Genomic DNA, 24,375 nt, shown 5'->3' on the forward strand with positions numbered 1-24,375 from the left:
TGGTTGGAGCCTGCCCCGGCTCAATTCACCGAGAATTCGGCGCGGCAGCCGCCGTCCACCCAGATCCCGTTGCGGTTCCAGCCCCAGGTGCTGCCTTCCTCGCAGGGCGTGCTGGACAGCTGCTCGGAGACCACAGCACCCACCGAGATGCTGGCGCCGCAGAAGCGGCGCTTCTTCGACTTCGATTCGCAGGTCAGGCGGCGCGGCACATCGACGAAGCGGCCCTCCTCGTCGGCCACCTCGAAATCGCCCTGGCAGCCACGGCTGGTCCAGACTTCATTGCGCTTGTAGCCCCATCCCTGGCCTTCGCGGCACGGCAGCACCGACAACTGGCGAAGCAGGCGCACCGGCGCGCCATCCAGGCGTACCGGGCAACTCTGCGGACGGCCATTGGATTCGCAGCGCACCACGCGGCGCACCAGGCGCTTGCCTTCCGTTGCCGCAGGCGCCGCACCCTGCGCACGGCGCGCCCGGAACTCGGCGCGGCAGCCGAGGGTGACCCACACGCCGCTGCGGTCGGTGCCCCACTCGCTGCCGCGGATGCAGCTGTTGCTCGACAGCTGGCGCACCAGATCGACGCCGTTGTCCACATCGATATCGCAGTGCACCCAGCCCATGTCGCGCGATTCGCAGGTCACCACTTCGCCGTCATAGCCTGCCTGCTGGGCCGACGCCGATGACGGCAGCCAGGCACCCCAAAGCGCGATGGAGTACACCGGTGCCGCCACGACCGCAAACCACTTGACCAATGCCTTCCCCAACAGGAGTGGACGAATTCCGATGCCAGTGTCCCGCATCTGCCGTGATAAGAGCATCATCCCGCTTACCGAAGCAAGCGCGGAAACGCGGCAATCCGTTCAGTCTTCAACGTTCAGGAACATGCGCCGCGCTCACGCGTGGGCAAAGTCGTAGGCCAGCACATCAGCAATCCGCGGCGTGCGGTTCATCGCCATCAACAGGCGGTCGACACCCACCGCCACCCCGGCGCAGGCGGGCATCGACGGCAGCGCCAACAGCAGCGCCTCGTCCACGGCCGGTAGCACCTGGCCGCGCTCGTGGCGGCGCTGCAGATCGCACTGGAAGCGCGCGCGCTGCTCGTCAGCGTCGTTCAGTTCGTGGTAGCCGTTGGCCAGTTCCACCGCGCCCAGGTACAGCTCGAAACGTTCGGCCAGCGGGGGCGTGCCCGGGCGGATGCGGGCCAATGCTGCCTGGCTGGCCGGCCAGTCGTGGACCACGGTCATGACATCGCCATCGAAGCGCGGCTGGATACGGTGGGTCATCAGCAGATCCAGCCAGTCATCGCGGGTCAGCCCGACCGGGTCAATGTGCACCTCGCCCAACGCGGCATGCAGCGCGGCCTCATCGGCCTCGAACGGATCCACGCCCACGTACTGCTGGAACAGCTCCCGGTAACTGAGCACATGCAGCGTCGCATGGCGCCCGACCAGGGCCAACGCCTGGCCTACCAGCTCGGCGGTTTCCTGCACCAGCCGGTGGTGGTCCCAGCCGACCCGGTACCACTCAAGCATGGTGAACTCCGGGTTGTGGCGGCCGCCGGCCTCGCCATTGCGGAACACCCGGCCCAGTTCATAACAGTCGCACACGCCGGCAGCGAGCAGGCGCTTGAGCGGATACTCCGGCGAGGTGCGCAGCCATCGGCGGCGTCCGCCGGCATCGACATGGCCGGTGAAGTCGGTATGGAAGCTGTCGATGTTCGGCTCGGTGTTGCCCGCAACCGACAGGATCGGCGTCTCCACCTCGAGCACATCGCGCTCTGCAAAGAAGCGGCGCACCAGCGCATTGAGCGCGGCGCGCTGCTGCAGCGCGCGCAGCAGGGCCTCGCTCACAGGATGCCCTCCGGGCGCGGATGGTCGAGCGGCAGGGTCAGCAGATCGCGCGTATCGTCGATGTAGCCGCTGGCCAGGTACAGGCGCCGTGCCAGTTCGTTGTGGTGGTTCACTTCCAGGCGCAGGCGGCTGACGCCACGACCGCGAGCGCGCTGTTCGCAGATGGCCAGCGCCTGCTTGCCGCGGCCACGCCCACGCGCGCGATGGCTCAGGTACAGCTCGTCCAGCAGCATGAAGTGGCCGCCCTGTTCCAGGCTGAAGCCCATCGCGATCACCGCGTAGCCGACCACCTCGCCCGCCTCGTCCAGCCACAACAGCACTTCGCCATTGCGCGGATCGGCCAGCAGCGCGTCCACGCCGCGACGCACGCGCGCGTCATCGAAGTCGATCCTGTCTTCGGCGTAGAACTCGCGCATCAAGGTGATCAACAATTCCTCGTCGGCACGGGTGGCCAGGCGGAAATCCAGTGGGGCGGTCTGCATCGGTGTTCCTTTGTGCTGCATGCCAGGCGCGGCACCCGGCGGGATCGTCATTCGTGTTCGGCAAGGTAGGCCAGCAGGCGTTCCTCGTCCCACACCGGCACGCCCAGCGACTGCGCCTTGTCCAGCTTGGAGCCGGCCTCGGTGCCGGCGACCACGAAGCTGGTTTTCTTCGACACGCTGCCGGAAACCTTGGCGCCCAGCGCCTCCAGGCGTTCCTTGGCGACATCGCGGGTGAGCTGGGCCAGGGTGCCAGTGAGCACAACGGTCTGCCCGTCCAGCGGGCCCGCCACGATCTCGGCCAGCGCCGGCGCCTTGGCCAGGATCTGCTGCATCGCCTTCTCGGCCGCCAGCAACATCTCGCCATGGCCATCGGCATCGAGCCACTCCGCCAGTCCGCGCGCGGTGTCATCGGGCAAGCCGGCATTGACGAACTGGCCATGCTCGGCATCGAGCACCGCCTGTGCCCCCGGGAGCGCTGCCACCAGTTTTTCGGCGCGCAGACGGGTGATGCCGGGGATCTCCGATTCGACCAGCAGCTGCGCCAGGTCCAGTCCCTCGCGCAGCTTGGCACTGGGGGCATGTACATCGCTGATGCGCACCTGGCCGACCTGCAGCAGGTCATCGATGGCCTGCTGGTTGCCCTGCTGTTCGAAGAAGTGACCGAGCGAGCGCGCCACTTCGCCACCGATGTCCGGCACGCGCTTGAACAGCGGCCACGGCAGATGGCGGATCAGTTCCAGGTCACCGAACCACTGCGCCAGGGCCTTGGCGGTGCTCTCGCCGACGTGTTCGATGCCGAGCGCGAACAGCAGGCGTTCCAGCGTGGCGGCACGACTGGCGTCGATTGCTGCGATCAGGTTGTCGGCCCACTTGGTGGCGATCTTCTTCGTGTTCCATTCGAAGCTGGCGGGCTGTGCCAGCGCCTGCGCGCGCCAGCCCGGATCGCTGCCGTCCAGCTTCAGCACGGCGTTGAGTACCGCGCCACTGCCCTCGGCGGGCAGATGCGGTTTCAGCGCAGCGGCCAGTGCGGACGGGTCTTCCGCATCCAGCACCAGCTTCAGGTGCAGCAGCTGGTCACGACTGAGCCGGTACAGGTCGGCCACGCTCCTGACGATGCCGGCGTCGACCAGGGTTTCGATGTACTTGTCGCCCAGGCCATCGATGTCCATCGCGCGACGCGAGGCGAAATGGGCAATGGCTTCCTTGCGCTGCGCCGGGCAGGACAGTTCGCCCGAGCAGCGCCATGCTGCTGCCCCTTCCTCGCGCACGATCTCCGAGCCGCACACCGGGCAGCGCGTCGGCATCTGCCACGGCATAGTGCCCTGTGGACGGCGATCGAGGATGACGCTGACCACTTCCGGGATCACGTCGCCGGCACGGCGCACGATCACGCTGTCGCCGACGCGCACATCCAGGCGTGCGATCTGGTCGGCGTTGTGCAGGGTGGCGTTGGACACGATCACGCCGGCCACGGCCACCGGTGCCAGTCGCGCGACCGGTGTTGCGGCACCGGTGCGGCCGATCTGGATCTCGATGGCCTCTACCGTCGTGCTCTGTTCCTGCGCCGGGAACTTGTGCGCGATGGCCCAGCGCGGCGCGCGCGAAACGAAGCCCATGGCCTGCTGGCCGGCGCGGTCATCCAGCTTGTAGACCACGCCGTCGATGTCGAACGGCAGGCGATCGCGGCGCTCACCGATATCGCGGTAGTAGCCGAGCAGGCCATCAGTGCCCTCCACCACCTTGCACAGCTCGCTGACCGGGAAACCCCAGGCGCCGAGCTGGGCCAGGGTGCCCGAATGGGTGTCCGGCAGTTCGCCGCCCTGCACTTCGCCGGTGCCGTAGGCGAAGAAACTCAGCCTGCGCTGCGCACTGATCTTCGGGTCGAGCTGGCGCAGCGAGCCGGCCGCGGCGTTGCGCGGATTGGCCAGCACCTTGCCGCCGTGCAGGCGCGCACGCTCGTTGTAGGCCTCGAAGTCGGCGCGGGCCATGTACACCTCGCCGCGCACCTCCAGCACATCCGGCCAGTCCTTGCCGTGCAGGCGCTTGGGAATGTCGCCGATCTCGCGCAGATTGGCCGTCACGTCCTCGCCGGTCGTGCCATCGCCACGGGTCGCGCCGAGCACGAAATGACCGTCCTCGTAGCGCAGGCTGATCGCCAGCCCGTCCATCTTCGGCTCGGCCGAAAACCGCAGGCTGCGACGCCCCAGCCGCTCGTCAATGCGGCGCACGAAATCAGCCACCTCCTCGTCGCTGAACGCATTGGACAGCGACAGCATCGGCACAGCATGGCGCACCTCGGCGAAGCGGCCGGAAGGACGCGCACCGACCTGCTGGGTCGGGCTGTCGGCGCGGGCCAGTTCAGGATGTTCGCGCTCCAATGCTTCCAGTTCGCGCACCAACCGGTCGTAATCGACGTCGGGGATCTCCGGCGCGTCCAGCTCATGGTAGGCGCGGTTGGCCTGGGCGATCTGCCGGCGGAGGTCGTCGGCGCGTTCGGCGGGACTGGGACTCATCGGGATCCGGTGGTTCTGGGATGGCCGGGGATTCTACCGCGCCCGGCCGTCAGGCCCTGTAACGCCTACCTTCGCAGCGTCGCGCCATGCTCGACGGCCGCTCCCCTGCCCTGGTGGCCAACCTTCTCCCCTCCCGGCAGGTGCCAACCTTGGTTGGCACACCTGCAGCCGAGCATGGCTCGGCACTACAAAAAGCGGGCTTGCCGCCCACCGCAACCAGCGCTAGCGTGCGACGGTCTGCCCTTCGGAATCGTGCCCGTGCCCCTGCCTGCTTCCCGTCGACGCTTCCTGCAACTGGCCGGTGCTGGCCTCGCCGTCGCTGGCAGCGGGCTGCCGCAGCTTGGCCATACCCAACCGGCGACAGCCGCCGCTCCCGCCCCCGCCGAAGGTGCGGTGCTGCTGAATTTCAACGAATGTCCCTACGGCCCCTCGCCTGCAGCCCAGCAGGCAGCACGCGACAGCATCGCCGGATGCGGTCGCTACCGCTTCGCGCTGGCAGGCCAAGTGCGCGATGCCTTCATCGAGCAGGCGCGCATCCCGGCTGATCACGTGCGCCTCTATCCGGGTTCCAGCGAACCGCTGAACCGTGCCGCCGTGCTGTGGACCGGGCCGCAGGCGGGACTTGTAGTCGCCGACCCAACCTTCGAGACGCTCGGCGAGGTCGCCGCCGCCCACGGTGCGCATGTGCAGAAAGTGCCGCTGCGCGAGGACGGTGCGCATGACCTGCGTGCGATGGTCGCTGCCGCGCACGCGCGCGCGACCGGGCTGCTGTATGTGTGCAACCCGAACAATCCGACTGGGTCGATCAGCCCGCCAGATGAGCTTGCCTGGCTGCTGGCCCACAAGCCCGCATCGACCCGCGTGCTGGTCGACGAGGCCTACCTGCAGTACAGCGATCAGCCCAGCCTGATCACCCAGGTGACGCAGCGCGATGACCTGATCGTGCTGCGCACGTTTTCCAAGCTGTACGGCATGGCCGGCCTGCGCCTGGGCGTGGCGGCCGCACATCCCGACCGTCTGCGCGAACTGGCCAGCCTGGGCGACAACCCGCTGCCGGTTCCGGCGCTGGCGGCGGCACTGGCCAGCCTGCGCGACCCGCAGCTGATCCCCCAGCGGCGCCTGCAGAACGCCACGGTGCGGCAGGCCACCATCGCCTGGCTCGGCAAGCGCGGGTTCAGCTGCGTACCCTCGGAGGCGAACTGCTTCATAGTCGACGTGCAGCGCGATGGCAGCGCGTTCGCCAAGGCAATGGCGGAGAACGGCGTGGTGATCGGGCGCAGCTGGCCGATCTGGCCGCAGCGCGTGCGCGTAACGGTCGGCACCGAAGAGGAGATGGCCGCATTCCGCCGTGCGTTCGCCAAGGTGGCCGGCGTACCGGCCTGACCCTGTTGGTGGGGGCGAACCTTGGTTCGCCCCATCCACGCATGGCGTGCATCTACTGTTGTGGGTTGCCGACCGTTGGTCGGGGTGGTTGCCGACCGTTGGTCGGGGTGGTTGCCGACCGTTGGTCGGGGTGGGTGCCGACCGTTGGTCGGCACACCATGGCGCTCACCAGCGCGGGGTCTTGGTCAGCGGCGGTGCCTGGTGCTGGCGGTCGTAGGCGCGCAGCTCGTCACGGATGTGCGCGATGCGCTGGCGCCCCAGGGCGTTGCGGCTGTCATCCAGCACCACGCCATCGAGCAGCTCGGCCATGCGCTGCACGGTCGGCAGCATCTTCTCCCAGGCGTCCAGCGCGGTCAGCGGCGCCGGCAGCGTCAGGAAGAATGCGATGGCCGGGGTTTCCATGGCGCGGATGTTGGCCATGTCGAAGCTGCCCGGCTTCATGATGCTGGCCATCGAGAAGATCGGCCCGCGTTCGGGGTGGCCTTCCACCAGGCGGTGGAACACGTTCATGTGGCCGAACACCAGGCCGGTCTTCTCTGCGGCCACCACGATGTCCTCGCCACGCAGCTGCTCGCCGGCCCGGGCGGCCACGAACAGCGAGACGATCTTGTCGAAATCCTGGGTGGCGCGCTTGCCGAGGTCGCTGGCGCCCGGGTCGGTATCGGTCAGGCCGAGTTCGGCCTGCTCGCCCTCCGTGCCCATGCCCGGTTCGACGCGACCCTCGGCCACGGCGACGCCGTCGTCGCCCAGCACCGGCTCACGGCGCTCGCCACTGGTGGGCTCCGCGCTTTCCACGCGGCGCCCCTGGGGCTTTTTCTTCGGACGGCCAAACAGGAAGATCGCGGCGATCAACAGCAGGCCGGCGGCCAGGATGCCGATGCGCAACAGTGCCGTGTCGGACATTCGATAGGTTCTCCGGCTAGTTCATTCAGGTAACTAGGATGGCACGTCAGGCCGCGCCCGCCAATCGCGCGGCCTCTTCCAGGTCCACGCTGACCAGGCGGCTGACGCCTGGCTCACGCATGGTCACGCCGGACAGCTGGTGCGCGGCCTCCATCGTCGCCTTGTTGTGGCTGACGAACAGGAACTGCACCTTCTCGCTCATTTCCTTGACCATGTTGGCCAGGCGGCCGACGTTGGCTTCGTCCAGCGGTGCGTCCACCTCATCCAACAGGCAGAACGGCGCCGGATTCAGCTGGAAGATGGCGAACACCAGCGCCACCGCGGTCATCGCTTTCTCACCGCCGGACAGCAGCGAGATGCTGGACACGCGCTTGCCCGGCGGGCGCGCCATGATGGTCACGCCGGTATCGAGCAGGTCTTCACCGGTCAGCTCCAGGTAAGCATGGCCGCCGCCGAACAGGCGCGGGTACAGCGCCTGCACGCCGGCGTTGACGCGGTCGAAGGTGTCCTTGAAGCGGCCGCGGGTCTCGCGATCGATCTTGCGGATCGCGTCTTCCAGGGTTTCCAGCGCTGTGGTCAGGTCGGCGTGCTGCGAATCCAGGTAGTCCGAGCGCTGCGACGCCTCGCCATACTCGTGGATGGCCGCCAGATTGACCGGCTCCAGCCGGCGCATGCGAGCATCGATCTGGTGGACCGCCTGCTCCCAGTCGCCCAGGCGGGCATCCTCGGGCAGTGCGTTGAGCACGTCCTGCAGCACGAAGCCGGCCTTTTCCACCGCCGCCTGCAGGGTGTCGGCACTGAGCACCAGCGCCTGCTGGTCGAGCTTGCGCTGCGAAATGCGCTCGCGCTGGACCAACGCCTGCTCGTCGCGCTGGTGGCGGGTCTGCTCGTAATTGCGCAGCTCAGCGTCGATGCCGTCCAGCAGCGTTCGCGCCTCGGTCAGCACGCGATCGGCGCGCACACGCTCCTCCAGCGCATTCTGGTGCTCGGCCTGCAGTGCTTCGATCGGCGAATCACCTTCGTCCAGCTGCGAATGCAGTTCGCCCAGCCGCGAATCCAACTGCCCACGTTGGGTGCCCATGCGTTCCAGCGCCTGGCTCAACGAGGCCAGCTGCGCCCGCTGCGATTCCAAAGTCAGGGCCAACGAATGCGCGCGCTCGCGTACCGCGCGGGCGGCATCGCGGGCCAGGTCGCGGGCTTCGGTCAGCTGGCGGCGTTCGCCCTCCAGCCGCTGCCGGGTCGACTCCAGGTCGCCCATGCTGCTGACCGCACTCTCCAACCGCGAGCGTGCTTCACGCGCCTGCTCGTTGTTGGCTTCAATGGTTTCCTGCAGTTGCTTCAGCTCGCCTTCGATGCGGTCGATGCGCGTGCGCGCCGCCTCCACCTTGCCCTGCTGGCCCTGCAACTGGCCGGCCAGTTCGGAGACCGCACGATGGGCCTGGTACAGCGCGCGCTGCGCGTCTTCACGCTGCTGTTCGGCAGCCTGCAGCTGCTCACGGAAACCGGCCAGCTGTTCTTCCAGCTCGGCCTCGCGGTCCTGCAGCTGTTCGATCTGCTCGCGAAGCTCCTGGATCTCGCGTTCGCGCAGCAGCGCACCCTGCTGGGCCGCGCCGGAGCGCGATACGCGCAGCCAGCCTTGGCCCAGGCGCTCGCCACCCTGGGTGATGACCGAATCACCTTCCGGCAGGCTGCCCTGCAACGCCTTCGCTTCGGAAAGGTCCTTGGCAGCATGCAGGTGTGCCAGCAGGCGACGGATCGCCACCGGGCCACGCACGCGCGCGGCCAGCGAGGTCGGGGCGACCTTCAGCTCGTCATCGCCGTTGGCGACCAGCGCAAGGTGACCATCGCCGAGCTCACCCAGGGCATCGACCAGGCTGGCCGGGTCATCGACCAGCACACCTTCGATCAAGTGGCCGAGCGCGCTTTCCACCGCGTTTTCCCAGCCGGCATCCACGTCGAGGCGCTCGCCGACACGCGCCGCAGAATCCAGCCCACGCGCCTTCAGCCACGCGACTGCCGCGCCCTGCTCCTGGCCCAGCGCGGCTTGCTGCAGGGCCTCCAGCGAGGCCAGGCGGCCACGCAGGCCGTTGGCCTGCTTGCGTAGTTCGGCCAGTTCGTTCTGGCCATTGCGCTGCTGTTCCTGCACCGCCGCCACGCCCTGCTTGCGCAGCTCGACGTCTTCGCTCAGCTCATCCAGCGCAGCCTTCTGCGTGTCGTGTTGCAGGTGCAGCTGCTCGAAGGCCTCTTCCAGCGCATCCACATCCAGCCCGGCGCGCTCGGCGGCCAGGGCCTCACGACGCCGGTCGGCATCGAGGATCTGCTTGTCCAGATAGTCCACGCGCGTGCGCTCGACATCGCCGGCGCGCGAGGCTTCCGAACTCTGCGAGGTGTGCTGTTCCCAGCGCTGCTGCCAGCTGGCCAGCCGCTCTTCGGCCTCGCGCAGGCTTTCCTGCTTGATCTCGTTTTCTTCCTGCAGTGCTTCCAGCTGCGGAGTGGCGGCCTCCACCGCCTCACGCAGCACCCTCAGCCTGGCCTCATCACCGCTGATGTGCTGCCCCAGTTCGGCCAGGGCCTGCTGGGTTTCATCGCGTGCCTTGTGCAGGCGCTGCGACAACTCGCGCTGGTGCTGGATCTGCTGTTCCAGGCGCGCCAGCGTACTGCCAACCTGGTAGACCGCCGCCTGCGCGGTGTTGAGCGCGTCGGCAGCCTCTTCGCGCCGCGCGCGCGAGGTTTCGATGCGGGCTTCGGCATCACGCTGGTCGGCGATCAGCTGCTGCAGCCGCGTTTCTTCCTGCGACAGGCCTTCGCGCAGCTTGGACAGGCGTCCGTCGAGGCCGCGGAATTCCAGCGCCTTCCACTCGGCGTCCTTGACCCGGCGCTCTTCCTGCAGGGTCTGGTACTGCTCGGCCTGCTTGGCCTGGCGCTTGAGGTGCTCCAGCTGCTTGCTGATCTCGTCGCGCAGGTCGCCCAGCCGGTCCAGGTTCTCGCGGGTGTGGCGGATGCGGGTCTCGGTCTCCTTGCGGCGCTCCTTGTACTTGGAGATGCCGGCCGCCTCTTCCAGGTACACGCGCAGGTCTTCCGGGCGTGCCTCGATGATCTGGCTGATCATGCCCTGCTCGATGATCGAGTAGCTGCGCGGCCCCAGGCCGGTGCCGAGGAACAGATCGGTGATGTCGCGGCGACGGCACTTGGTGCCGTTGAGGTAGTAGTTGCTGGTGCCGTCGCGGCTGACCGTGCGCTTGACCGAGATTTCGTTGAACGAGGCGTACTCGCCCGAGATCGTGTGGTCGGAGTTGTCGAAGATCAGCTCGACGGTGGCCTGCGACACCGGCTTGCGGGCATTGGAACCAGAGAAGATCACGTCGGTCAGCGAGTCGCCGCGCAGGCGGCTGGCCGAACTCTCACCCATGACCCAGCGCACGGCGTCGATGATGTTCGACTTGCCGCAGCCATTGGGCCCCACCACGCCGGTCATGTTGGTCGGCAGGTGCAGGGTGGTCGGATCGACGAACGACTTGAAGCCGGACAGCTTGATCGTGGAAAGACGCATATGGGTTCCGGACTGGGGCCGGCAAGCGGCCTGCGTGCACCCTCCAAGTCATTGATCCTGCTGGGATCGATGCCCGTGGAACGGGTGTGACGCCCTGAGTATACCGATGTGGCCGTGTTCTACGAATGGGCGTGGAACATTACCCCCCCGTCGGACGGACCTGGCCCGACACCGCGGAACGGCGCCAAAAACAAAACGGGCACCCTTGCGGGCGCCCGTTCTGCGGTGATGCCAGGCCTTGCGGCGCGGGATCAGGCTTCGGCGACGACGACGACCTTGACGGTGGTCTCGACGTCGGCGTGCAGGTGGACCAGCACGTCGTATTCGCCGATGTTGCGGAAGGCGCCTTCGCCCAGGATGACTTCGCTCTTTTCCAGCGGCAGACCGGCGGCGGTGAAAGCCTCGGCGATGTCGCGCGGGCCAACCGAGCCGTACAGCTTGCCTTCGGTCGAAGCGTTGGCGGCGATGGTCACGCTCGCGCCTTCCAGCTTGGCCTTGCGGCCTTCAGCGTCGGCGTGGATGGCCTGGGCCTTGGCTTCGTATTCGGCGCGCTTGGCTTCGAACTCGGCCTTGTTGCTCTCGGTGGCCGGCACGGCCTTGCCCTGCGGCACGAGGAAGTTACGGCCGTAGCCCGGCTTCACGTCGACCAGGTCGCCCAGGTTGCCGAGGTTGGTGACTTTCTGCAGGAGGATCAACTGCATGGTATTGCTCCAGATAAGTTATTCGTTAGCGAGGCAACGCCCCGCAACAAAGGCTGTCCGAATAGCTGGCACAGCGGGGGCGGCGTCGGGCCGCCCCGCCTGCATCAGACGTCGTGGTTGTCGGTGTACGGGATCAGGGCCAGGAAGCGAGCGCGCTTGACGGCGGTCGCCAGCTGGCGCTGGTACTTCGACTTGGTACCGGTGACGCGGCTCGGCACGATCTTGCCGTTCTCGGTCAGGTACTGGCGCAGGGTGTTGAGATCCTTGTAGTCGATCTCCTTCACACCTTCAGCAGTGAACTTGCAGAACTTGCGGCGACGGAAGAACTTGGACATGGGAAGGCTCCTTAGGCGGCGGAAGCGGCGTCGTCGCCGGCTTCGTTGTCAGCGGTGTTGTTGGACTCGCCTTCTTCGTCGTCACGACGACGGCGCTCACCGCGCTCCGGCTTGTCACCCTTCTCGTCCTTGCTCTTCATGATCAGCGACTGCTCGGTGTCAGCCTCGTCACGCTTGATGACCAGGTTGCGCAGCACGGCGTCGTTGAAGCGGAAGCTCTCGGTCAGTTCGTTCAGAACGGCCTGGTCGGCTTCGATGTTCATCAGCACGTAGTGGGCCTTCACCAGGTTCTGGATCGGGTACGCCAGCTGGCGGCGGCCCCAGTCTTCCAGACGGTGGATGGTGCCGTTGCCGTTCTCGACCAGCGACTTGTAGCGCTCGATCATGGCCGGGACCTGCTCGCTCTGGTCCGGGTGGACCATGAACACGATTTCGTAATGACGACTCATGTTTTTTTCTACCTTTCGGATGTGGCCTTGCGGCCGGACAGCCCCCCGCCGTTGAGACCGCGGTGGGGCAAGGGTTCCCGCCAGGGAGGCAGGAAGCTGCGCATTATGGCGCAGATGGGGTGGCCGGGCAACCGGTGGGCCACCTGACACCCTGAACCGGGGGCGAGCGCCCAGCCAACCCGGGTTGGGCGCTACCAGAACGATCAGGCCCCGGCCGGCCGTCAGGCCTTGTCGGCGTCAGTGGTGAAGCTCTCGCCGCAGCCACACTCGGCGGTGGCGTTCGGGTTGCTGAACGTGAAGGTCTCGCTCAGGCCGTGCTTGCCGAAGTCGATCACGGTGCCGTCCACCAGCGCCAGGCTCTTGGCGTCGACATAGATCTTCACGCCGTCCTGCTCGAACACGGTATCGCCCTCGCGCTCATCGCGGGCCAGGTCGGTGATGTGGCCCCAGCCGGAGCAGCCGGTCCTGGTCACGCCGAAACGCAGGCCCAGCGCGCCGGGGGTCTGGGCGACAAAGCGCTGCACGCGCTCGAAGGCAACGGGGGTCAGGCTGACGGCCATGGGGCTACTCCAGAGGTACGGGGACATTATAAGGAGCTGTGGCTGCGAAAAATGCCTCGCAAGCAGAACGCTGCAACCGGTAAACTCCCGTGTTCACAGATCGAGTCGATCAGCAGAGGATTCAAGTCATGACGGTGGTCAGCGTTGAACATGCGCTTGCCGGGAAGATCCCGGAAGGCGGCGAAGTCACGGTACGCGGATGGGTGCGCACGGTGCGCGGTTCAGCGAATCTGGCCTTCGTGAATGTGAGCGACGGCTCCTGCTTCGCCCCGATCCAGGTCGTGGCCAACGACACCCTGGGCAATTTCGACGAGATCAAGCGGCTGACCAGCGGCTGCTCGGTCATCGGCACCGGTACCCTGGTGAAGTCGCAGGGCAAGGGCCAGTCGTTCGAGATCCAGGCCAGCACGCTTGAAGTGGTCGGCTGGGTCGAAGACCCGCTCACCTATCCGATCCAGCCCAAGCCGATGTCGCCGGAGTTCCTGCGCGAAGTGGCGCACCTGCGCCCGCGCACCAACCTGTTCGGGGCGGTCACCCGCATCCGCAACTGCCTGGCCCAGGCCGTGCACCGCTTCTTCCACGAGAACGGCTTCAACTGGATCAGCACCCCGATCATCACCACCTCCGACGCCGAAGGCGCCGGCCAGATGTTCCGCGTGTCCACCCTGGACATGGTGAACCTGCCGCGCGACGAGAAGGGCGCGATCGATTTCAGCCGCGACTTCTTCGGCAAGGAAACCTTCCTGACCGTGTCTGGCCAGCTGAACGTCGAGGCCTATTGCCTGGCGCTGAGCAAGGTCTACACCTTCGGCCCGACCTTCCGCGCCGAAAACAGCCACACCACCCGCCACCTGGCGGAGTTCTGGATGATCGAGCCGGAAATCGCCTTCGCCGACCTGGCCGAAGACGCACGCCTGGCCGAAGAGTTCCTGAAGTACCTGTTCCGCGCGGTGCTGAACGAGCGCAGCGACGACCTGGCCTTCATCGCCGAGCGCGTGGACAAGAACGCGATCACCAAGCTGGAAGATTTCATCAACGCACCGTTCGAGCGCATCGACTACACCGATGCGGTCAGCCTGCTGCAGAAGTCCGGCAGGAAGTTCGACTTCCCGGTGGAATGGGGCCTGGACCTGCAGACCGAGCACGAGCGCTGGCTGACCGAGGAACACGTCGGCCGCCCGGTGGTGGTGACCAACTACCCGGAGCACATCAAGGCCTTCTACATGCGCCTGAACGACGACGGCAAGACCGTTGCCGCGATGGACGTGCTGGCCCCGGGCATCGGCGAGATCATCGGCGGCAGCCAGCGCGAAGAGCGCCTGGACGTGCTGGATGCGCGCATGGCCCAGTTCGGCCTGGATCGTGAGCACTACAGCTGGTACCGCGATTTCCGCCGCTATGGTTCGGTGCCGCACGCCGGCTTCGGCCTGGGCTTCGAGCGCCTGGTGGTGTACGTCTGCGGGCTGTCCAACATCCGCGATGCGATCCCCTACCCGCGCGCCCCGGGCAGCGCGGACTTCTAAGCCCCAAACGACCACGGAGGTGCTGCCCCCATGACCCTGTTCTTCGCCCTCTGTTTCGTTGGCGTTGCAGTGGCCGGGTTCAGTGCCTTCGTGATCTTCTGGCCACTGACCCTGGTGCACGTGCGCGACCGCCATCCGGCGCTCGCCGAGCGCTTCGGCAGCGGCGCCTTCCTCAAGCCCGATGCCCTGGCCTGGCTGCTGCGCCGCGACTATCGCCAGCAGCCGGACCGATCATTGTCCGGGCTGGCGACGCCGGCCTGGGTATCGCTGCTGACCCTGCTGGCCGGACTGGGCATGGCTGCCCTGCTCTGGCTGGCCTCGCTCTGGTAACACATCCATGAATGACATCACCACTTCGCGCGACAGCTGGTGGCTGGCCAGCCTCGGCAACACCCTGATCTGGGCACGCCTGCGGGTGCGCCCGGCCGGCACCGCCGAAGTGCTCGACAGCGACGGCAACACGCTGAGCTATGACAGTGAAGACACCGCCCGTTCGCAGCTGTTCGACGCCGAATTCGTCGAGTATGACGGCCTGGACGAGGAGGACGCGCTGGTGCGCGGCTTCAGCCTGCACGAAGTGCAGCCGCCGCAGGCCGACAGCGACGAGGGCCTGCGTGGCCGCATGATCCAGTCGCTGGGCGGGCGCGCCTGACCCTGGCATGTTCACCCCGCGCGCCTTCGCCGAGACCGACCTGCTCTGGCTGGACCGCCTGCTGGCGCGCGATCCGTTCGTCAGCGTGCTCACCCCGGGCAGCGATGGCCTGCCGGAGCTGACGCGGATGCCGGTGTTGTACCGGCGCGAGGGCGAGCGCATCGAGCTGCGCGGGCACTGGGCCCGCGCCAACCCGCAGTCGCGCCACAGCGGTGCGGCCAAGGTACTGGTCGATGGCCCGCACGGCTACGTCTCGGCCAGCTGGTATCCGGACAAGGAGCCCGCCGCGCGGGTGCCGACCTGGAACTATGCGGCCGCCGAGCTGCGCGGCCAGCTGCACACCTTCGACGACACCGATGCGCTGGCCGAACTGGTCGGCGCGATCAGCGACCATTTCGAAGCCAGCGTCGGCCAGGCCTGGCGCTTCGATGCCGCGCGCGCCGAACACGGCCCGGAGCTGCGCGCCATCGTCGGCTTCCGCTTCCAGGTTGAACACGTGCAGCTGAAGCTGAAGCTGAGCCAGAACCACCCCGATGCGAACCAGCGTGCCGTGATCGCCGAACTGGAACAGCTGGGCACCCCTTCCTCCACCGAGTTGGCGCAGTGGATGCGCTGGCACCGCGAACAGGCCACCCGCAGCGGCTGAACGCCCCCGATTCCCGCGACGACGCAGCCGGACGGCTGCGGCGCGCCCCCACCCGACGCCAGGCATCCGAACATGAAAGACATCCACAAGCTGCTGCAGAACAACCGCGACTGGGCCGACCGCATCGAGAAGGAAGACCCGGACTTCTTCCACCAGCTGGCCAAGCAGCAGCATCCCGAGTACCTGTGGATCGGCTGCTCCGATTCACGAGTTCCGGCCAACCAGATCATCGGCATGGCACCCGGCGAAGTGTTCGTGCACCGCAACGTTGCCAACGTGGTCGCCCACACCGACCTGAACTGCCTGAGCGTGGTGCAGTACGCGGTGGACCAGCTGAAGGTCAAGCACATTCTGATCGTCGGCCATTACGGCTGCGGCGGCGTGCACGCCTGCCTGCACAATACCCGCGTCGGCCTGGCCGACAACTGGCTGCGCCACGTCGGCGACGTCGTTCAGAAGCACCAGGGCATCCTCGATGCGATCGAAGACGATGAACTCAAGCACGCCCGCCTGTGCGAGCTGAACGTGATCGAGCAGGTCGCCAACCTCTGTCGCTCGACCATCGTGCTGGACGCCTGGGCCCGCGGCCAGAAGCTGATGGTGCATGGCTGGGTGTACAGCCTGAAGGACGGTCGCGTGCGTGAAATGGGCATCGACGTAGGCTCGCTGGAAGAGCTGCAGCCGGCATATGAGAAGGCACTATCCTTCGTGCCGCGCAAGGGCCGTCGCGACTGATCCCCCACGGATGACCACCATGCTCGCTTCGCCGATCAACCTGCACGCCTGGATCGAAGAGAACCGCCACCTGCTGAAGCCGCCGGTGGGCAACAAGATGATCGACAACGGCGATTTCATCGTGATGGTGGTCGGCGGGCCGAATTCGCGCACCGACTATCACTACGACGAAGGCCCGGAGTGGTTCTACCAGCTCGAGGGCGAGATGGTGCTGAAGGTGCAGGAGGACGGTGCGGTACGTGACATCCCGATCCGCGCCGGCGAGATCTTCCTGCTGCCGGCGAAGGTGCCGCACTCGCCGCGCCGCCCGCCCGGGGGCATCGGCCTGGTGGTCGAGCGCAAGCGCCTGCCGCACGAGAAGGACGGGGTGATCTGGCACTGCGAACGCTGCAACCACAAGCTGCACGAAGAGTTCTTCGCGCTGCAGAACATCGAGACCGACCTGCCCAAGGTGTTCGCGCGCTACCACGCCAGCCTGGAACTGCGCACCTGCAGCCAGTGCGGGCACGTGGATCCGCTGCCGGTGCCGGCGGCGGGCTGAGCACCTGCCCCTGTAGAACCGAGCCCATGCTCGGCTTCGTGGCCCGGCAGCCGAACATGGGCTCCGCTCTACAGGTTCGGCGGCAGGCACGCCGCCAAGCGCTACACTGGCGGTCCCGTTGCAGCCTGTTGCCCGACCATGTCCGACCTGCTCAGCCGCACCCACGCCATTGCCCTGGACGCCGCCGATCCGCTGCGTCCGATGCGTAACGAATTCCTGATTCCGCGCCATGGCGGCGGCGAGCAGACCTACTTCGTCGGCAACTCGCTGGGCCTGCAGCCGCGTGGCGCTCAGGCCGCGGTGCAGGAAGTGATGAAGCAGTGGGGCGAGCTGGCGGTCGAAGGCCACTTCACCGGCCCTACCCAGTGGCTGTCCTACCACCGCCTGGTGAGCGCGCAGCTGGCCCGCGTGGTCGGTGCGCTGCCCAGCGAAGTGGTGGCGATGAACACGCTGAGCGTGAACCTGCATCTGATGATGGTCAGCTTCTACCGGCCGACCACGCAGCGCCCGGTGATCCTGATGGAAGCCGGCGCATTCCCGACCGACCGCCACGCGGTCGAAGCACAGATCCGCTTCCATGGCTTCGACCCGGCCCAGTGCCTGGTGGAAGTGCAGCCGGACGAAGCCAACGGCACGATCTCGCTGACCGCGATCGAACGCGCCATCGCCGAGCACGGCCCGCGCCTGGCGCTGGTGCTGTGGCCCGGCGTGCAGTACCGCACCGGTCAGGCCTTCGACCTCGATGCAATCACCCGCGCCGCACGCCTGCAGGGGGCGCGCATCGGCTTCGACCTGGCGCATTCGGTGGGCAACCTGCCGCTGCGCCTGCATGACGTGGCGCCGGACTTTGCGGTGTGGTGCCATTACAAATACCTCAACAGCGGCCCGGGCGCGGTTGCCGGCGCTTTCGTGCACGAGCGCCACCATCGCGACACCACCCTGCCCCGATTCGCTGGCTGGTGGGGCCATGAGGAAGCCACCCGTTTCCAGATGGCACCGCAGTTCACCCCGGCCATCGGTGCCGAAGGGTGGCAGCTGAGCAATCCGCCCATTCTGGGGCTGGCACCGTTGCGCGCCTCGCTGGACCTGTTCGAGCGAGCCGGCATGGACGCGCTGCGCAGCAAATCGCTGGCGCTGACCGGCATGCTCGAAGCACTGGTGCGCGCACGCCTGCCGCAGGTGCTGGAGATCATCACCCCGGCAGACCCGCAGCGCCGCGGCTGCCAGTTGTCGCTGCGCGTGATCGGCGGCCGCGAGCGCGGGCGCGCCCTGTTCGAGCACCTGCGCAGCATCGGCGTGCTCGGCGACTGGCGCGAGCCCGACGTGATCCGCATCTCGCCCACCCCGCTCTACAACCGCTACCTGGACGTTCACCACTTCGTCGAGGAAGTGGAAGCCTGGGCCGGCCTTTGAGCCGGTCCCTCCCCTACTGCTGGACAGTTCGTTGATCGCACACGCCTCCCGCTCGTTGAGCATTATCGGTGCCGGCCTCGCCGGCTCCCTGCTGGCCATCCTGCTGTCACGCCAGGGCTGGCGCATCACCTTGTACGAACGCCGCGGCGATCCGCGCGTGGCCGACTACGAGAGCGGCCGCTCGATCAACCTGGCGCTGGCCGAGCGTGGGCGCAACGCCCTGCGCCAGGCCGGTGTGGAAGACGAGGTGATGGCGCGCGCGGTGATGATGCGCGGACGCATGGTGCATCCACGCGACGGCGAACCGCAGCTGCAGCGCTATGGCCGTGATGACAGCGAAGTGATCTGGTCGATCCACCGCAGCGACCTGAACACCACGCTGCTGGAACTGGCCGAACAGGCAGGGGCCACCGTGCATTTCCATCGCCGCCTGCACACCGTTGATTTCGATGCCGGCTACGCCCGCTTCATCGATGACCGCGATGACAGCCCGCACGACATCCGCTTCGACACCCTGATCGGTGCAGACGGTGCCGGTTCGGCGCTGCGTGCGGCAATGAACCGGCGCGCGCCGCTGGGCGAGGACATCGCCTTCCTCGATCACTCCTACAAGGAGCTGGAGATTCCGCCGGCCGAAGACGGGGGCTTCCGCATCGAGCGCAACGCGCTGCACATCTGGCCACGCGGCCACTACATGTGCATCGCCCTGCCCAATCATGAAGGCACCTTCACCGTCACCCTGTTCCTGCCCAACCAGGGCGATCCCAGCTTTGCCACGATCAATACCGGTGCGCAGGCCGAGGCGCTGTTCGCTCGCGAGTTCGCGGACGCGCTGCCGCTGATCCCGAACCTGCGCGTGGATTGGGAACAGCACCCGCCGGGCCTGCTCGGCACGCTCACCCTGGAGCGCTGGCACCAGCAGGGTCGCGCCGTACTGATCGGCGACGCCGCGCATGCAATGGTGCCGTTCCACGGCCAGGGCATGAACTGCGCGTTCGAGGATTGCGTTGCGCTGGCCCGTCACCTGATGGAGGCGGATGACCTGGAAAGTGCGTTCGCTGCGTTCGAGGCCGAGCGCAAACCCAATGCACGCGCGATCCAGCAGATGGCGCTGGAGAACTACCTGGAAATGCGCGACCGCGTGGCCGATCCCTCGTTCCTGCTGCAGCGCGAACTGGAGCAGGAACTGCAGCGGCGCTGGCCGACCCGCTTCGTCCCGCACTACACGATGGTCACCTTCCTGCACACGCCGTACGCCGAAGCGCTGCGCCGCACCGAACTGCAGCGCGATTTGCTGGCGGCGGCCACGGTCGGCCACGAGTCGCTGGACAACATCGACTGGGCGGCGCTGGAAGCGCAGATCCACGCGCAGCTACCGGTCCTGGAGGGTGCGCACTGATGGCCGACAGCTTCCTGTTCTACGACCTGGAAACCTTCGGCCAGGATCCACGGCGCACCCGCATCTCGCAGTTCGCCGCCATCCGCACCGACGCCGACCTCAACGAGATCGACACGCCGATCAGCTTCTTCGTGCGCCCGGCCGATGACCTGTTGCCCTCACCGATGGCCACCCTGGTCACCGGCATCACCCCGCAGCAGGCCTTGGCCGAAGGCATCAGCGAGTCCCAAGCCTTCGACCGCATCAACGAACTGATGTCGCGACCCGGCACCTGCGCGCTGGGCTACAACACGCTGCGCTTCGACGATGAATTCGTCCGCTACGGCCTGTTCCGCAACTTCCATGACCCATACGAACGCGAGTGGCGCAACGGCAATTCGCGCTGGGACCTGCTGGACATGCTGCGGCTGATGCGTGCGATGCGCCCGGATGGCATCCAGTGGCCGCTGCGCGAGGACGGTGCCACCTCGTTCAAACTCGAGCACCTGGCCGAAGCCAACAACGTGCGCGAGGGTGATGCGCACGAAGCGCTGTCAGACGTGCGAGCCACGATCGGCATGGCACGGCTGTTCAAGCAGTCGCAGCCGCGCCTGTGGGACTACGCCCTGAAGCTGCGCGACAAGCGTTTCGTCGGCAGCCTGCTGGATGTCACCGCGATGACGCCGGTGCTGCACATTTCCATGCGCTACCCCGCCAGCCGTCTGTGCGCGGCGCCGGTGCTGCCGTTGGCCGTGCACCCGACGATCAGCAACCGGGTGATCGTGTTCGACCTGGACGGCGACATCGACGACCTGCTGGCCCTGCCGGCCGAGGTGATCGCACAGCGCCTGTACCTGCGCGCCAGTGAACTGCCCGAGGGCGTGGCACGGGTGCCGCTGAAGGAAGTGCACCTGAACAAGGTGCCCGCCCTGGTCGCCTGGAACCACCTTCGTGGCGACGACCACGCGCGCCTGGGCCTGGACGTGGCCGCGATCGAGGCCAAGGTTGAACGGCTGCGCGGGTTCGCCCCTCAGCTTGCCGAGAAGGCGCGCCAGGTCTACAACCAGCCGCGCGCGGCCACCGTGGCCGACGTCGATGCCTCCCTGTACGACGGCTTCCTCGGCAACGGCGACAAACCGCTGCTGGCGCTGGCCCGCACCACCGCACCGGAGCAGTTGGCCGCGCTGGAAGGCCGCTTCCGCGACCCGCGCCTGCCGGAGCTGCTGTTCCGCTACCGTGCGCGCAATCATCCGGACAGCCTCGCGCCGGCTGAACGCCAGCGCTGGCAGGATTACCGGCGCCAGCGCCTGCTGGGAGACGGCGGCCTGGGCGAACTCAACCTGCCCCAGTACCAGCAGCAGCTCGATGCGCTGGCCGCCGAGTCGCCCGACGACGCGCGGCGCCAGGCCCTGCTGCAATCGTTGCGCGACTGGGGCCAGCACCTGCAGGAGACCTTGTGAGTACCTATTTCTCGGACGCCAGCTTCAAGTTCCTGCGCAGCCTGGCGCGCCACAACGAAAAGGCGTGGTTCAACGACCACCGCCAGCAGTACGAAGAGCATGTGCGACAGCCGTTCCTGCGCCTGTTGGGTGATCTTCAGCCAGCCCTTGCCGAGGTCAGCGAACACTTCCGCGCCGATACCCGCGGCGTCGGCGGCTCACTGTTCCGCATCCACCGCGACGCGCGTTTCTCCAACGACAAATCGCCTTACAAGACCTGGCAGGGTGCGCGCCTGTTCCATGAGCGCCGTCGCGAAGTGGCCGCGCCCTCGTTCTATGTGCACCTGCAGCCAGGCGAGAGCTTTGTCGGTGCCGGCCTGTGGCACCCGGAACCGGAAACCCAGCGCCGCGTGCGCCACTTCATCCTCGACAATCCGGGCAGCTGGAAGGCCGCGGCCCATGCACCTGCGCTGCGCAGGCGCTTCGAGTTCGAGGAGAGCGAAAAGCTGGTGCGTCCGCCGCGCGGCTTCCCGGCCGACTTCGAGTTCATCGACGACCTCAAGCACCGCAACTGGGTGATGTGGCGCCCGCTGGATGACGCCACGATGACCGGCCCACGCCTGCTGTCCACGCTGGGCAAGGATCTGGCCGCGCTCGGCCCGTTCGTCGACTATCTGTGCGCAGCGCTGGACCTGGAATTCTGATGTCGTTGGCGCACCAACGCCGCACGCTGGGCCGCACCGGGCTGGCGGTTTCGCCGGTGGGCCTGGGCTGTTCCGGCTTCTGGGGGCATCGGCGCTTCCCGGAGCAGTCGGCCGCGCACGTCGTCGAGCATGCACTGGCACAGGGCGTGAACCTGTTGGACACCGGTCACAACTACTCCGGTTTCCACGCCGAGCCGCGGCTAGGCCGCATCCTGCGCTCCTTGCTCAAGCAATACCCGCGCGATTCGCTGGTGATCTCCAGCAAGGGCGGCACGCTGACCGGCCAGGCCGGCGTCAGCGGCGCCGAGCAGCGCAATTTTTCGCCAGCGGCCATCACCGCCAGCTGCGAAGCCTCGCTGCGCAACCTCGGCCTGGATTACCTCGATATCTACCAGCTGCACGGTGCCAGCCAGCACGACATCAACGATGACCTGCTGGCCGCACTGCAGCGACTGCGCGAACGCGGGCTGATCCGGCACACCGGCATCAATACGCACACGGCGTCGACCCTGTGCTGGATGATCGACCATCCCACGCTGTTCGACGTGGTGCTTCTGGACTACAACGCCCTGCAGCAGGATCGTGAACCTCTCATCGACCGGCTGCACGCGGCCGGTATCGGCGTGCTGGCCGGCACCGTGCTGGCGCAGGGCCACCTGCTGCCATCACGGGCCCGCCTGCCGCGCCCGGCCGACGCCTGGTACCTGGCCAGAGCCTGGCTCAAGCCAAGCAGCCGCTCCCTGATGCACAGCGCACGCCGGATGCGCCACACCATCGCCGCCATCCACAGCCAGCGCCCCGCCCAGACCGCGTTTGCCTACGCCCTGGGCCATCGCGGCGTCGCCAGCGGCATTCTGGGCACCACCCGCACCGGCAGCCTGGACGAAGTGCTGGCGACGCGCCTTGAGGCGCTGCCCCCGGCGGAACGGCAACAGCTGGTCGATGCCTTCGGTGATGGCCGTGGTTCGCCCAGTCAGTGAGTCTTCACCCCGCACTGCCGCCGTTGCGGCAGTCTGTCCGCCATGAAGAAACTCTCCGCACTGGTTGTGCTGCTGGTCCTGGCCCTGGCGGCCTGGTGGTTCGGCGGCCCCTACCTGACCGTCAATGGCCTTTCCAAGGCCATCGAGCAGCGCGACACCGCGCGCCTGGAACGCTACGTCGATTTCCCGCGCGTGCGCAGCAGCCTGCGCGCGCAGCTCAATGACTACCTGGTGCGCCAGGCCGGCCCGGACGTGGCGGCCAGTCCCTTCGGTGCCCTGCTGTACGGGCTGGGCGACCAGCTGGGCGGTGCCGCGGTGGACACCATGGTGACCCCCACCGGGATCGGCGCGATGCTGCAGGGCCACGTGCTGTGGAAGCGCGGCCGCAATGAACTGCAGGGCGGCGATGCCTTCGGCCCGACCGAACCGGCGCGACCGTTGAAGCATGCCGAACACCATTTCGAAGCGCTGGACCGCTTCGTGATCGATGTCGATCGCGGTCCCGGCCAGCCGCCGATGAAGGTGGTGCTGGAGCCGCAGGGGCTGCGCTGGAAGGTGGTGGATCTGCAGTTGGGGATGTCGGGCAGCCCTTGATCGGACCCGTGGCCTGACGGCAGTGCCAACCAACGGTTGGCACCTGCCGGTCGAATCCGCCCTATCCCTCGTTGGCGACGCCGTGCGGTACGTGGCCGGCAGCCACATGCTCGCGGGCGCTGTCGATGTTGTGCTGCGAATCGTCGAAGAAGATGTCGGCGCCGAACGCCTGCAGGAACGGCCCCTTGTGCCGGCCGCCGAGGAACAGCGCTTCGTCCAGGCGCACGCCCCACTCGCGCAGGGTGCGGATCACCCGCTCATGGGCCGGCGCCGAACGCGCAGTCACCAGTGCGGTACGGATCGGCGCGCTCTCGCCGGCAGGGAATACTTCCTGCAGCGTGTGCAGCGCTGACAGGAAGCCACGGAACGGACCGCCGCTGAGCGGCTCGCGGGCCCGTTCGCGCTCATGGCGGCCAAAGGCTTCCACGCCCTGCTCGCGCGAAATGCGTTCACTCTCGTCACCAAAGATCACCGCGTCACCGTCAAAGGCGATGCGCAGCTGCCCGGCAGGGCGACCGATGTCGATCTGGTCGGCCGCTGCGGCTGCGGTCTCGCCAGGCGGCTTGGGCAGGATGGTCGCCGCCGCGATGCCATGGCGCAGCGCGCTGCGCACCGATTCGGGGTTGGCCGACAGGAACAGGTCGGTGCCGAACGGCTTCACGTAGGGCCAGGTCGGCTCGCCGGCGGTGAACGTCGCGCGGATGATGCCCAGGCCATAGTGCTGGATCGAATTGAAGATGCGCAGGCCGGTGTCGGCCGAATTGCGCGACAGCAGGATCACCTCGACCCGCGGGTCCTCCGGGCTGGCGCCCTGGTTCAGGGCCAACAGCTTGCGCACTACCGGGAAGGCCACGCCAGGTCCGAGGATGTCGTCCTCATGCTGGCGCTGGAATTCTGCATAGGCCGCCACGCCATCGCTCTCGAACAGCGCATGGCTTTCCTCGAGGTCGAACAGCGCGCGCGAGGTGACCGCGACGGTCAGCAAACGGGGGGAGTTGTCGCCCATCGGTGGGGGTCCTTCAAGCGGTCGGCAGGGCCGGCCGCCCA

The 24,375-nt window shown here is 67.4% G+C and carries 24 protein-coding genes; 13 read left to right on the forward strand and 11 right to left on the reverse strand.

Annotation, left to right across the window (positions count from 1 at the left end; translation table 11 throughout):
• Nucleotides 1–20: 20 nt before the first annotated feature.
• The 4 genes from R5H29_RS09455 to ligA all read right to left on the reverse strand — a co-directional run bounded on the left by R5H29_RS09455 (nucleotide 21) and on the right by ligA (nucleotide 4,848).
• The gene (locus R5H29_RS09455; protein WP_058981310.1) at nucleotides 21–749 is read right to left on the reverse strand and encodes a DUF3011 domain-containing protein; all 729 of its coding nucleotides are present in this window, start codon (nucleotides 747–749) and stop codon (nucleotides 21–23) included.
• A gap of 141 nt (nucleotides 750–890) precedes the next feature.
• The gene (epmA, locus tag R5H29_RS09460) at nucleotides 891–1,847 is read right to left on the reverse strand and encodes an EF-P lysine aminoacylase EpmA (protein WP_332329098.1); all 957 of its coding nucleotides are present in this window, start codon (nucleotides 1,845–1,847) and stop codon (nucleotides 891–893) included.
• The gene (locus R5H29_RS09465; protein WP_019660365.1) at nucleotides 1,844–2,329 is read right to left on the reverse strand and encodes a GNAT family N-acetyltransferase; all 486 of its coding nucleotides are present in this window, start codon (nucleotides 2,327–2,329) and stop codon (nucleotides 1,844–1,846) included. The genes epmA and R5H29_RS09465 overlap by 4 nt, the downstream gene beginning before the upstream one ends.
• Before the next feature lie 47 nt (nucleotides 2,330–2,376).
• Nucleotides 2,377–4,848 (reverse strand): NAD-dependent DNA ligase LigA, encoded by a 2,472-nt coding sequence (ligA, locus tag R5H29_RS09470; RefSeq protein ID WP_180877810.1) that lies wholly within the window; start codon nucleotides 4,846–4,848, stop codon nucleotides 2,377–2,379.
• 252 nt (nucleotides 4,849–5,100) lie between these two features.
• Between ligA and R5H29_RS09475 the strand changes: the two genes are divergently transcribed.
• The gene (locus R5H29_RS09475) at nucleotides 5,101–6,225 is read left to right on the forward strand and encodes a pyridoxal phosphate-dependent aminotransferase (protein WP_332329099.1); all 1,125 of its coding nucleotides are present in this window, start codon (nucleotides 5,101–5,103) and stop codon (nucleotides 6,223–6,225) included.
• A 165-nt stretch (nucleotides 6,226–6,390) separates the two neighbouring features.
• Here R5H29_RS09475 and zipA read toward each other — a convergent pair whose 3' ends face one another.
• The 6 genes from zipA to R5H29_RS09505 all read right to left on the reverse strand — a co-directional run bounded on the left by zipA (nucleotide 6,391) and on the right by R5H29_RS09505 (nucleotide 12,723).
• Nucleotides 6,391–7,128 (reverse strand): cell division protein ZipA, encoded by a 738-nt coding sequence (gene zipA / locus R5H29_RS09480; RefSeq protein WP_019660368.1) that lies wholly within the window; start codon nucleotides 7,126–7,128, stop codon nucleotides 6,391–6,393.
• 46 nt (nucleotides 7,129–7,174) lie between these two features.
• A complete protein-coding gene (gene smc / locus R5H29_RS09485; RefSeq protein ID WP_332329100.1) occupies nucleotides 7,175–10,678 on the reverse strand; it encodes a chromosome segregation protein SMC in 3,504 nt (1,167 codons plus the stop codon).
• Between the two features lie 251 nt (nucleotides 10,679–10,929).
• Nucleotides 10,930–11,379 (reverse strand): 50S ribosomal protein L9, encoded by a 450-nt coding sequence (gene rplI / locus R5H29_RS09490; protein WP_005410227.1) that lies wholly within the window; start codon nucleotides 11,377–11,379, stop codon nucleotides 10,930–10,932.
• Between the two features lie 104 nt (nucleotides 11,380–11,483).
• On the reverse strand, nucleotides 11,484–11,714 hold the full coding sequence (gene rpsR / locus R5H29_RS09495) for a 30S ribosomal protein S18 (RefSeq protein WP_002804494.1): 231 nt from the start codon (nucleotides 11,712–11,714) through the stop codon (nucleotides 11,484–11,486).
• Between the two features lie 11 nt (nucleotides 11,715–11,725).
• Nucleotides 11,726–12,163 (reverse strand): 30S ribosomal protein S6, encoded by a 438-nt coding sequence (gene rpsF / locus R5H29_RS09500; RefSeq protein WP_005410228.1) that lies wholly within the window; start codon nucleotides 12,161–12,163, stop codon nucleotides 11,726–11,728.
• Between the two features lie 221 nt (nucleotides 12,164–12,384).
• Nucleotides 12,385–12,723: an iron-sulfur cluster assembly accessory protein gene (locus R5H29_RS09505; protein WP_019660371.1), complete on the reverse strand. Its 339-nt coding sequence runs from the start codon at nucleotides 12,721–12,723 to the stop codon at nucleotides 12,385–12,387.
• A 128-nt stretch (nucleotides 12,724–12,851) separates the two neighbouring features.
• Here R5H29_RS09505 and asnS point away from each other — a divergent pair, with 128 nt between their 5' ends.
• From asnS to R5H29_RS09565, 12 genes are all read left to right on the forward strand, one after another.
• On the forward strand, nucleotides 12,852–14,246 hold the full coding sequence (gene asnS, locus R5H29_RS09510) for an asparagine--tRNA ligase (protein WP_134730866.1): 1,395 nt from the start codon (nucleotides 12,852–12,854) through the stop codon (nucleotides 14,244–14,246).
• 30 nt (nucleotides 14,247–14,276) lie between these two features.
• Nucleotides 14,277–14,576 (forward strand): hypothetical protein, encoded by a 300-nt coding sequence (locus R5H29_RS09515; RefSeq protein ID WP_005417403.1) that lies wholly within the window; start codon nucleotides 14,277–14,279, stop codon nucleotides 14,574–14,576.
• Nucleotides 14,577–14,583: 7 nt separating this feature from the next.
• Entirely contained in the window at nucleotides 14,584–14,898 is a 315-nt protein-coding gene (locus R5H29_RS09520) for a hypothetical protein (protein WP_019660373.1), read from the forward strand.
• Nucleotides 14,899–14,905: 7 nt separating this feature from the next.
• Entirely contained in the window at nucleotides 14,906–15,544 is a 639-nt protein-coding gene (locus R5H29_RS09525; protein ID WP_155029809.1) for an FMN-binding negative transcriptional regulator, read from the forward strand.
• 72 nt (nucleotides 15,545–15,616) lie between these two features.
• The gene (gene can, locus R5H29_RS09530; protein ID WP_005417406.1) at nucleotides 15,617–16,279 is read left to right on the forward strand and encodes a carbonate dehydratase; all 663 of its coding nucleotides are present in this window, start codon (nucleotides 15,617–15,619) and stop codon (nucleotides 16,277–16,279) included.
• A 19-nt stretch (nucleotides 16,280–16,298) separates the two neighbouring features.
• On the forward strand, nucleotides 16,299–16,820 hold the full coding sequence (locus tag R5H29_RS09535) for a 3-hydroxyanthranilate 3,4-dioxygenase (RefSeq protein ID WP_111102668.1): 522 nt from the start codon (nucleotides 16,299–16,301) through the stop codon (nucleotides 16,818–16,820).
• 138 nt (nucleotides 16,821–16,958) lie between these two features.
• A complete protein-coding gene (gene kynU, locus R5H29_RS09540; RefSeq protein WP_019660376.1) occupies nucleotides 16,959–18,233 on the forward strand; it encodes a kynureninase in 1,275 nt (424 codons plus the stop codon).
• Between the two features lie 31 nt (nucleotides 18,234–18,264).
• Nucleotides 18,265–19,632 (forward strand): NAD(P)/FAD-dependent oxidoreductase, encoded by a 1,368-nt coding sequence (locus R5H29_RS09545; RefSeq protein WP_155029810.1) that lies wholly within the window; start codon nucleotides 18,265–18,267, stop codon nucleotides 19,630–19,632.
• A complete protein-coding gene (gene sbcB, locus R5H29_RS09550) occupies nucleotides 19,632–21,071 on the forward strand; it encodes an exodeoxyribonuclease I (RefSeq protein WP_332329101.1) in 1,440 nt (479 codons plus the stop codon). The genes R5H29_RS09545 and sbcB overlap by 1 nt, the downstream gene beginning before the upstream one ends.
• Nucleotides 21,068–21,754, forward strand: coding sequence for a DUF2461 domain-containing protein (locus R5H29_RS09555; protein WP_021202728.1), 687 nt, complete (start codon nucleotides 21,068–21,070; stop codon nucleotides 21,752–21,754). Before sbcB ends, R5H29_RS09555 begins: the two co-directional genes overlap by 4 nt.
• Nucleotides 21,754–22,734 (forward strand): aldo/keto reductase, encoded by a 981-nt coding sequence (locus R5H29_RS09560; RefSeq protein WP_332329102.1) that lies wholly within the window; start codon nucleotides 21,754–21,756, stop codon nucleotides 22,732–22,734. Before R5H29_RS09555 ends, R5H29_RS09560 begins: the two co-directional genes overlap by 1 nt.
• Nucleotides 22,735–22,776: 42 nt before the next feature.
• Nucleotides 22,777–23,328, forward strand: coding sequence for a DUF2939 domain-containing protein (locus tag R5H29_RS09565; protein WP_111098202.1), 552 nt, complete (start codon nucleotides 22,777–22,779; stop codon nucleotides 23,326–23,328).
• A gap of 61 nt (nucleotides 23,329–23,389) precedes the next feature.
• Here R5H29_RS09565 and R5H29_RS09570 read toward each other — a convergent pair whose 3' ends face one another.
• On the reverse strand, nucleotides 23,390–24,334 hold the full coding sequence (locus R5H29_RS09570; RefSeq protein WP_021202725.1) for a 5'-nucleotidase: 945 nt from the start codon (nucleotides 24,332–24,334) through the stop codon (nucleotides 23,390–23,392).
• Nucleotides 24,335–24,375: the final 41 nt, after the last annotated feature.

It is taken from the genome of Stenotrophomonas sp. A3_2, assembly GCF_036624925.1.
Classification (GTDB): domain Bacteria; phylum Pseudomonadota; class Gammaproteobacteria; order Xanthomonadales; family Xanthomonadaceae; genus Stenotrophomonas; species Stenotrophomonas hibiscicola.

Coding starts and splice junctions, on each gene's coding strand:
- rpsR (WP_002804494.1), bottom strand. CDS start 11,714: ATGTCCAAGTTCTTCCGTCGCCGCAAGTTCTGCAAGTTCACTGCTGAA.
- R5H29_RS09525 (WP_155029809.1), top strand. CDS start 14,906: ATGTTCACCCCGCGCGCCTTCGCCGAGACCGACCTGCTCTGGCTGGAC.
- rpsF (WP_005410228.1), bottom strand. CDS start 12,163: ATGAGTCGTCATTACGAAATCGTGTTCATGGTCCACCCGGACCAGAGC.
- asnS (WP_134730866.1), top strand. CDS start 12,852: ATGACGGTGGTCAGCGTTGAACATGCGCTTGCCGGGAAGATCCCGGAA.
- rplI (WP_005410227.1), bottom strand. CDS start 11,379: ATGCAGTTGATCCTCCTGCAGAAAGTCACCAACCTCGGCAACCTGGGC.
- kynU (WP_019660376.1), top strand. CDS start 16,959: ATGTCCGACCTGCTCAGCCGCACCCACGCCATTGCCCTGGACGCCGCC.
- smc (WP_332329100.1), bottom strand. CDS start 10,678: ATGCGTCTTTCCACGATCAAGCTGTCCGGCTTCAAGTCGTTCGTCGAT.
- R5H29_RS09560 (WP_332329102.1), top strand. CDS start 21,754: ATGTCGTTGGCGCACCAACGCCGCACGCTGGGCCGCACCGGGCTGGCG.
- R5H29_RS09570 (WP_021202725.1), bottom strand. CDS start 24,334: ATGGGCGACAACTCCCCCCGTTTGCTGACCGTCGCGGTCACCTCGCGC.
- can (WP_005417406.1), top strand. CDS start 15,617: ATGAAAGACATCCACAAGCTGCTGCAGAACAACCGCGACTGGGCCGAC.
- R5H29_RS09520 (WP_019660373.1), top strand. CDS start 14,584: ATGAATGACATCACCACTTCGCGCGACAGCTGGTGGCTGGCCAGCCTC.
- R5H29_RS09515 (WP_005417403.1), top strand. CDS start 14,277: ATGACCCTGTTCTTCGCCCTCTGTTTCGTTGGCGTTGCAGTGGCCGGG.
- sbcB (WP_332329101.1), top strand. CDS start 19,632: ATGGCCGACAGCTTCCTGTTCTACGACCTGGAAACCTTCGGCCAGGAT.
- R5H29_RS09505 (WP_019660371.1), bottom strand. CDS start 12,723: ATGGCCGTCAGCCTGACCCCCGTTGCCTTCGAGCGCGTGCAGCGCTTT.
- R5H29_RS09535 (WP_111102668.1), top strand. CDS start 16,299: ATGCTCGCTTCGCCGATCAACCTGCACGCCTGGATCGAAGAGAACCGC.
- R5H29_RS09565 (WP_111098202.1), top strand. CDS start 22,777: ATGAAGAAACTCTCCGCACTGGTTGTGCTGCTGGTCCTGGCCCTGGCG.
- zipA (WP_019660368.1), bottom strand. CDS start 7,128: ATGTCCGACACGGCACTGTTGCGCATCGGCATCCTGGCCGCCGGCCTG.
- R5H29_RS09465 (WP_019660365.1), bottom strand. CDS start 2,329: ATGCAGACCGCCCCACTGGATTTCCGCCTGGCCACCCGTGCCGACGAG.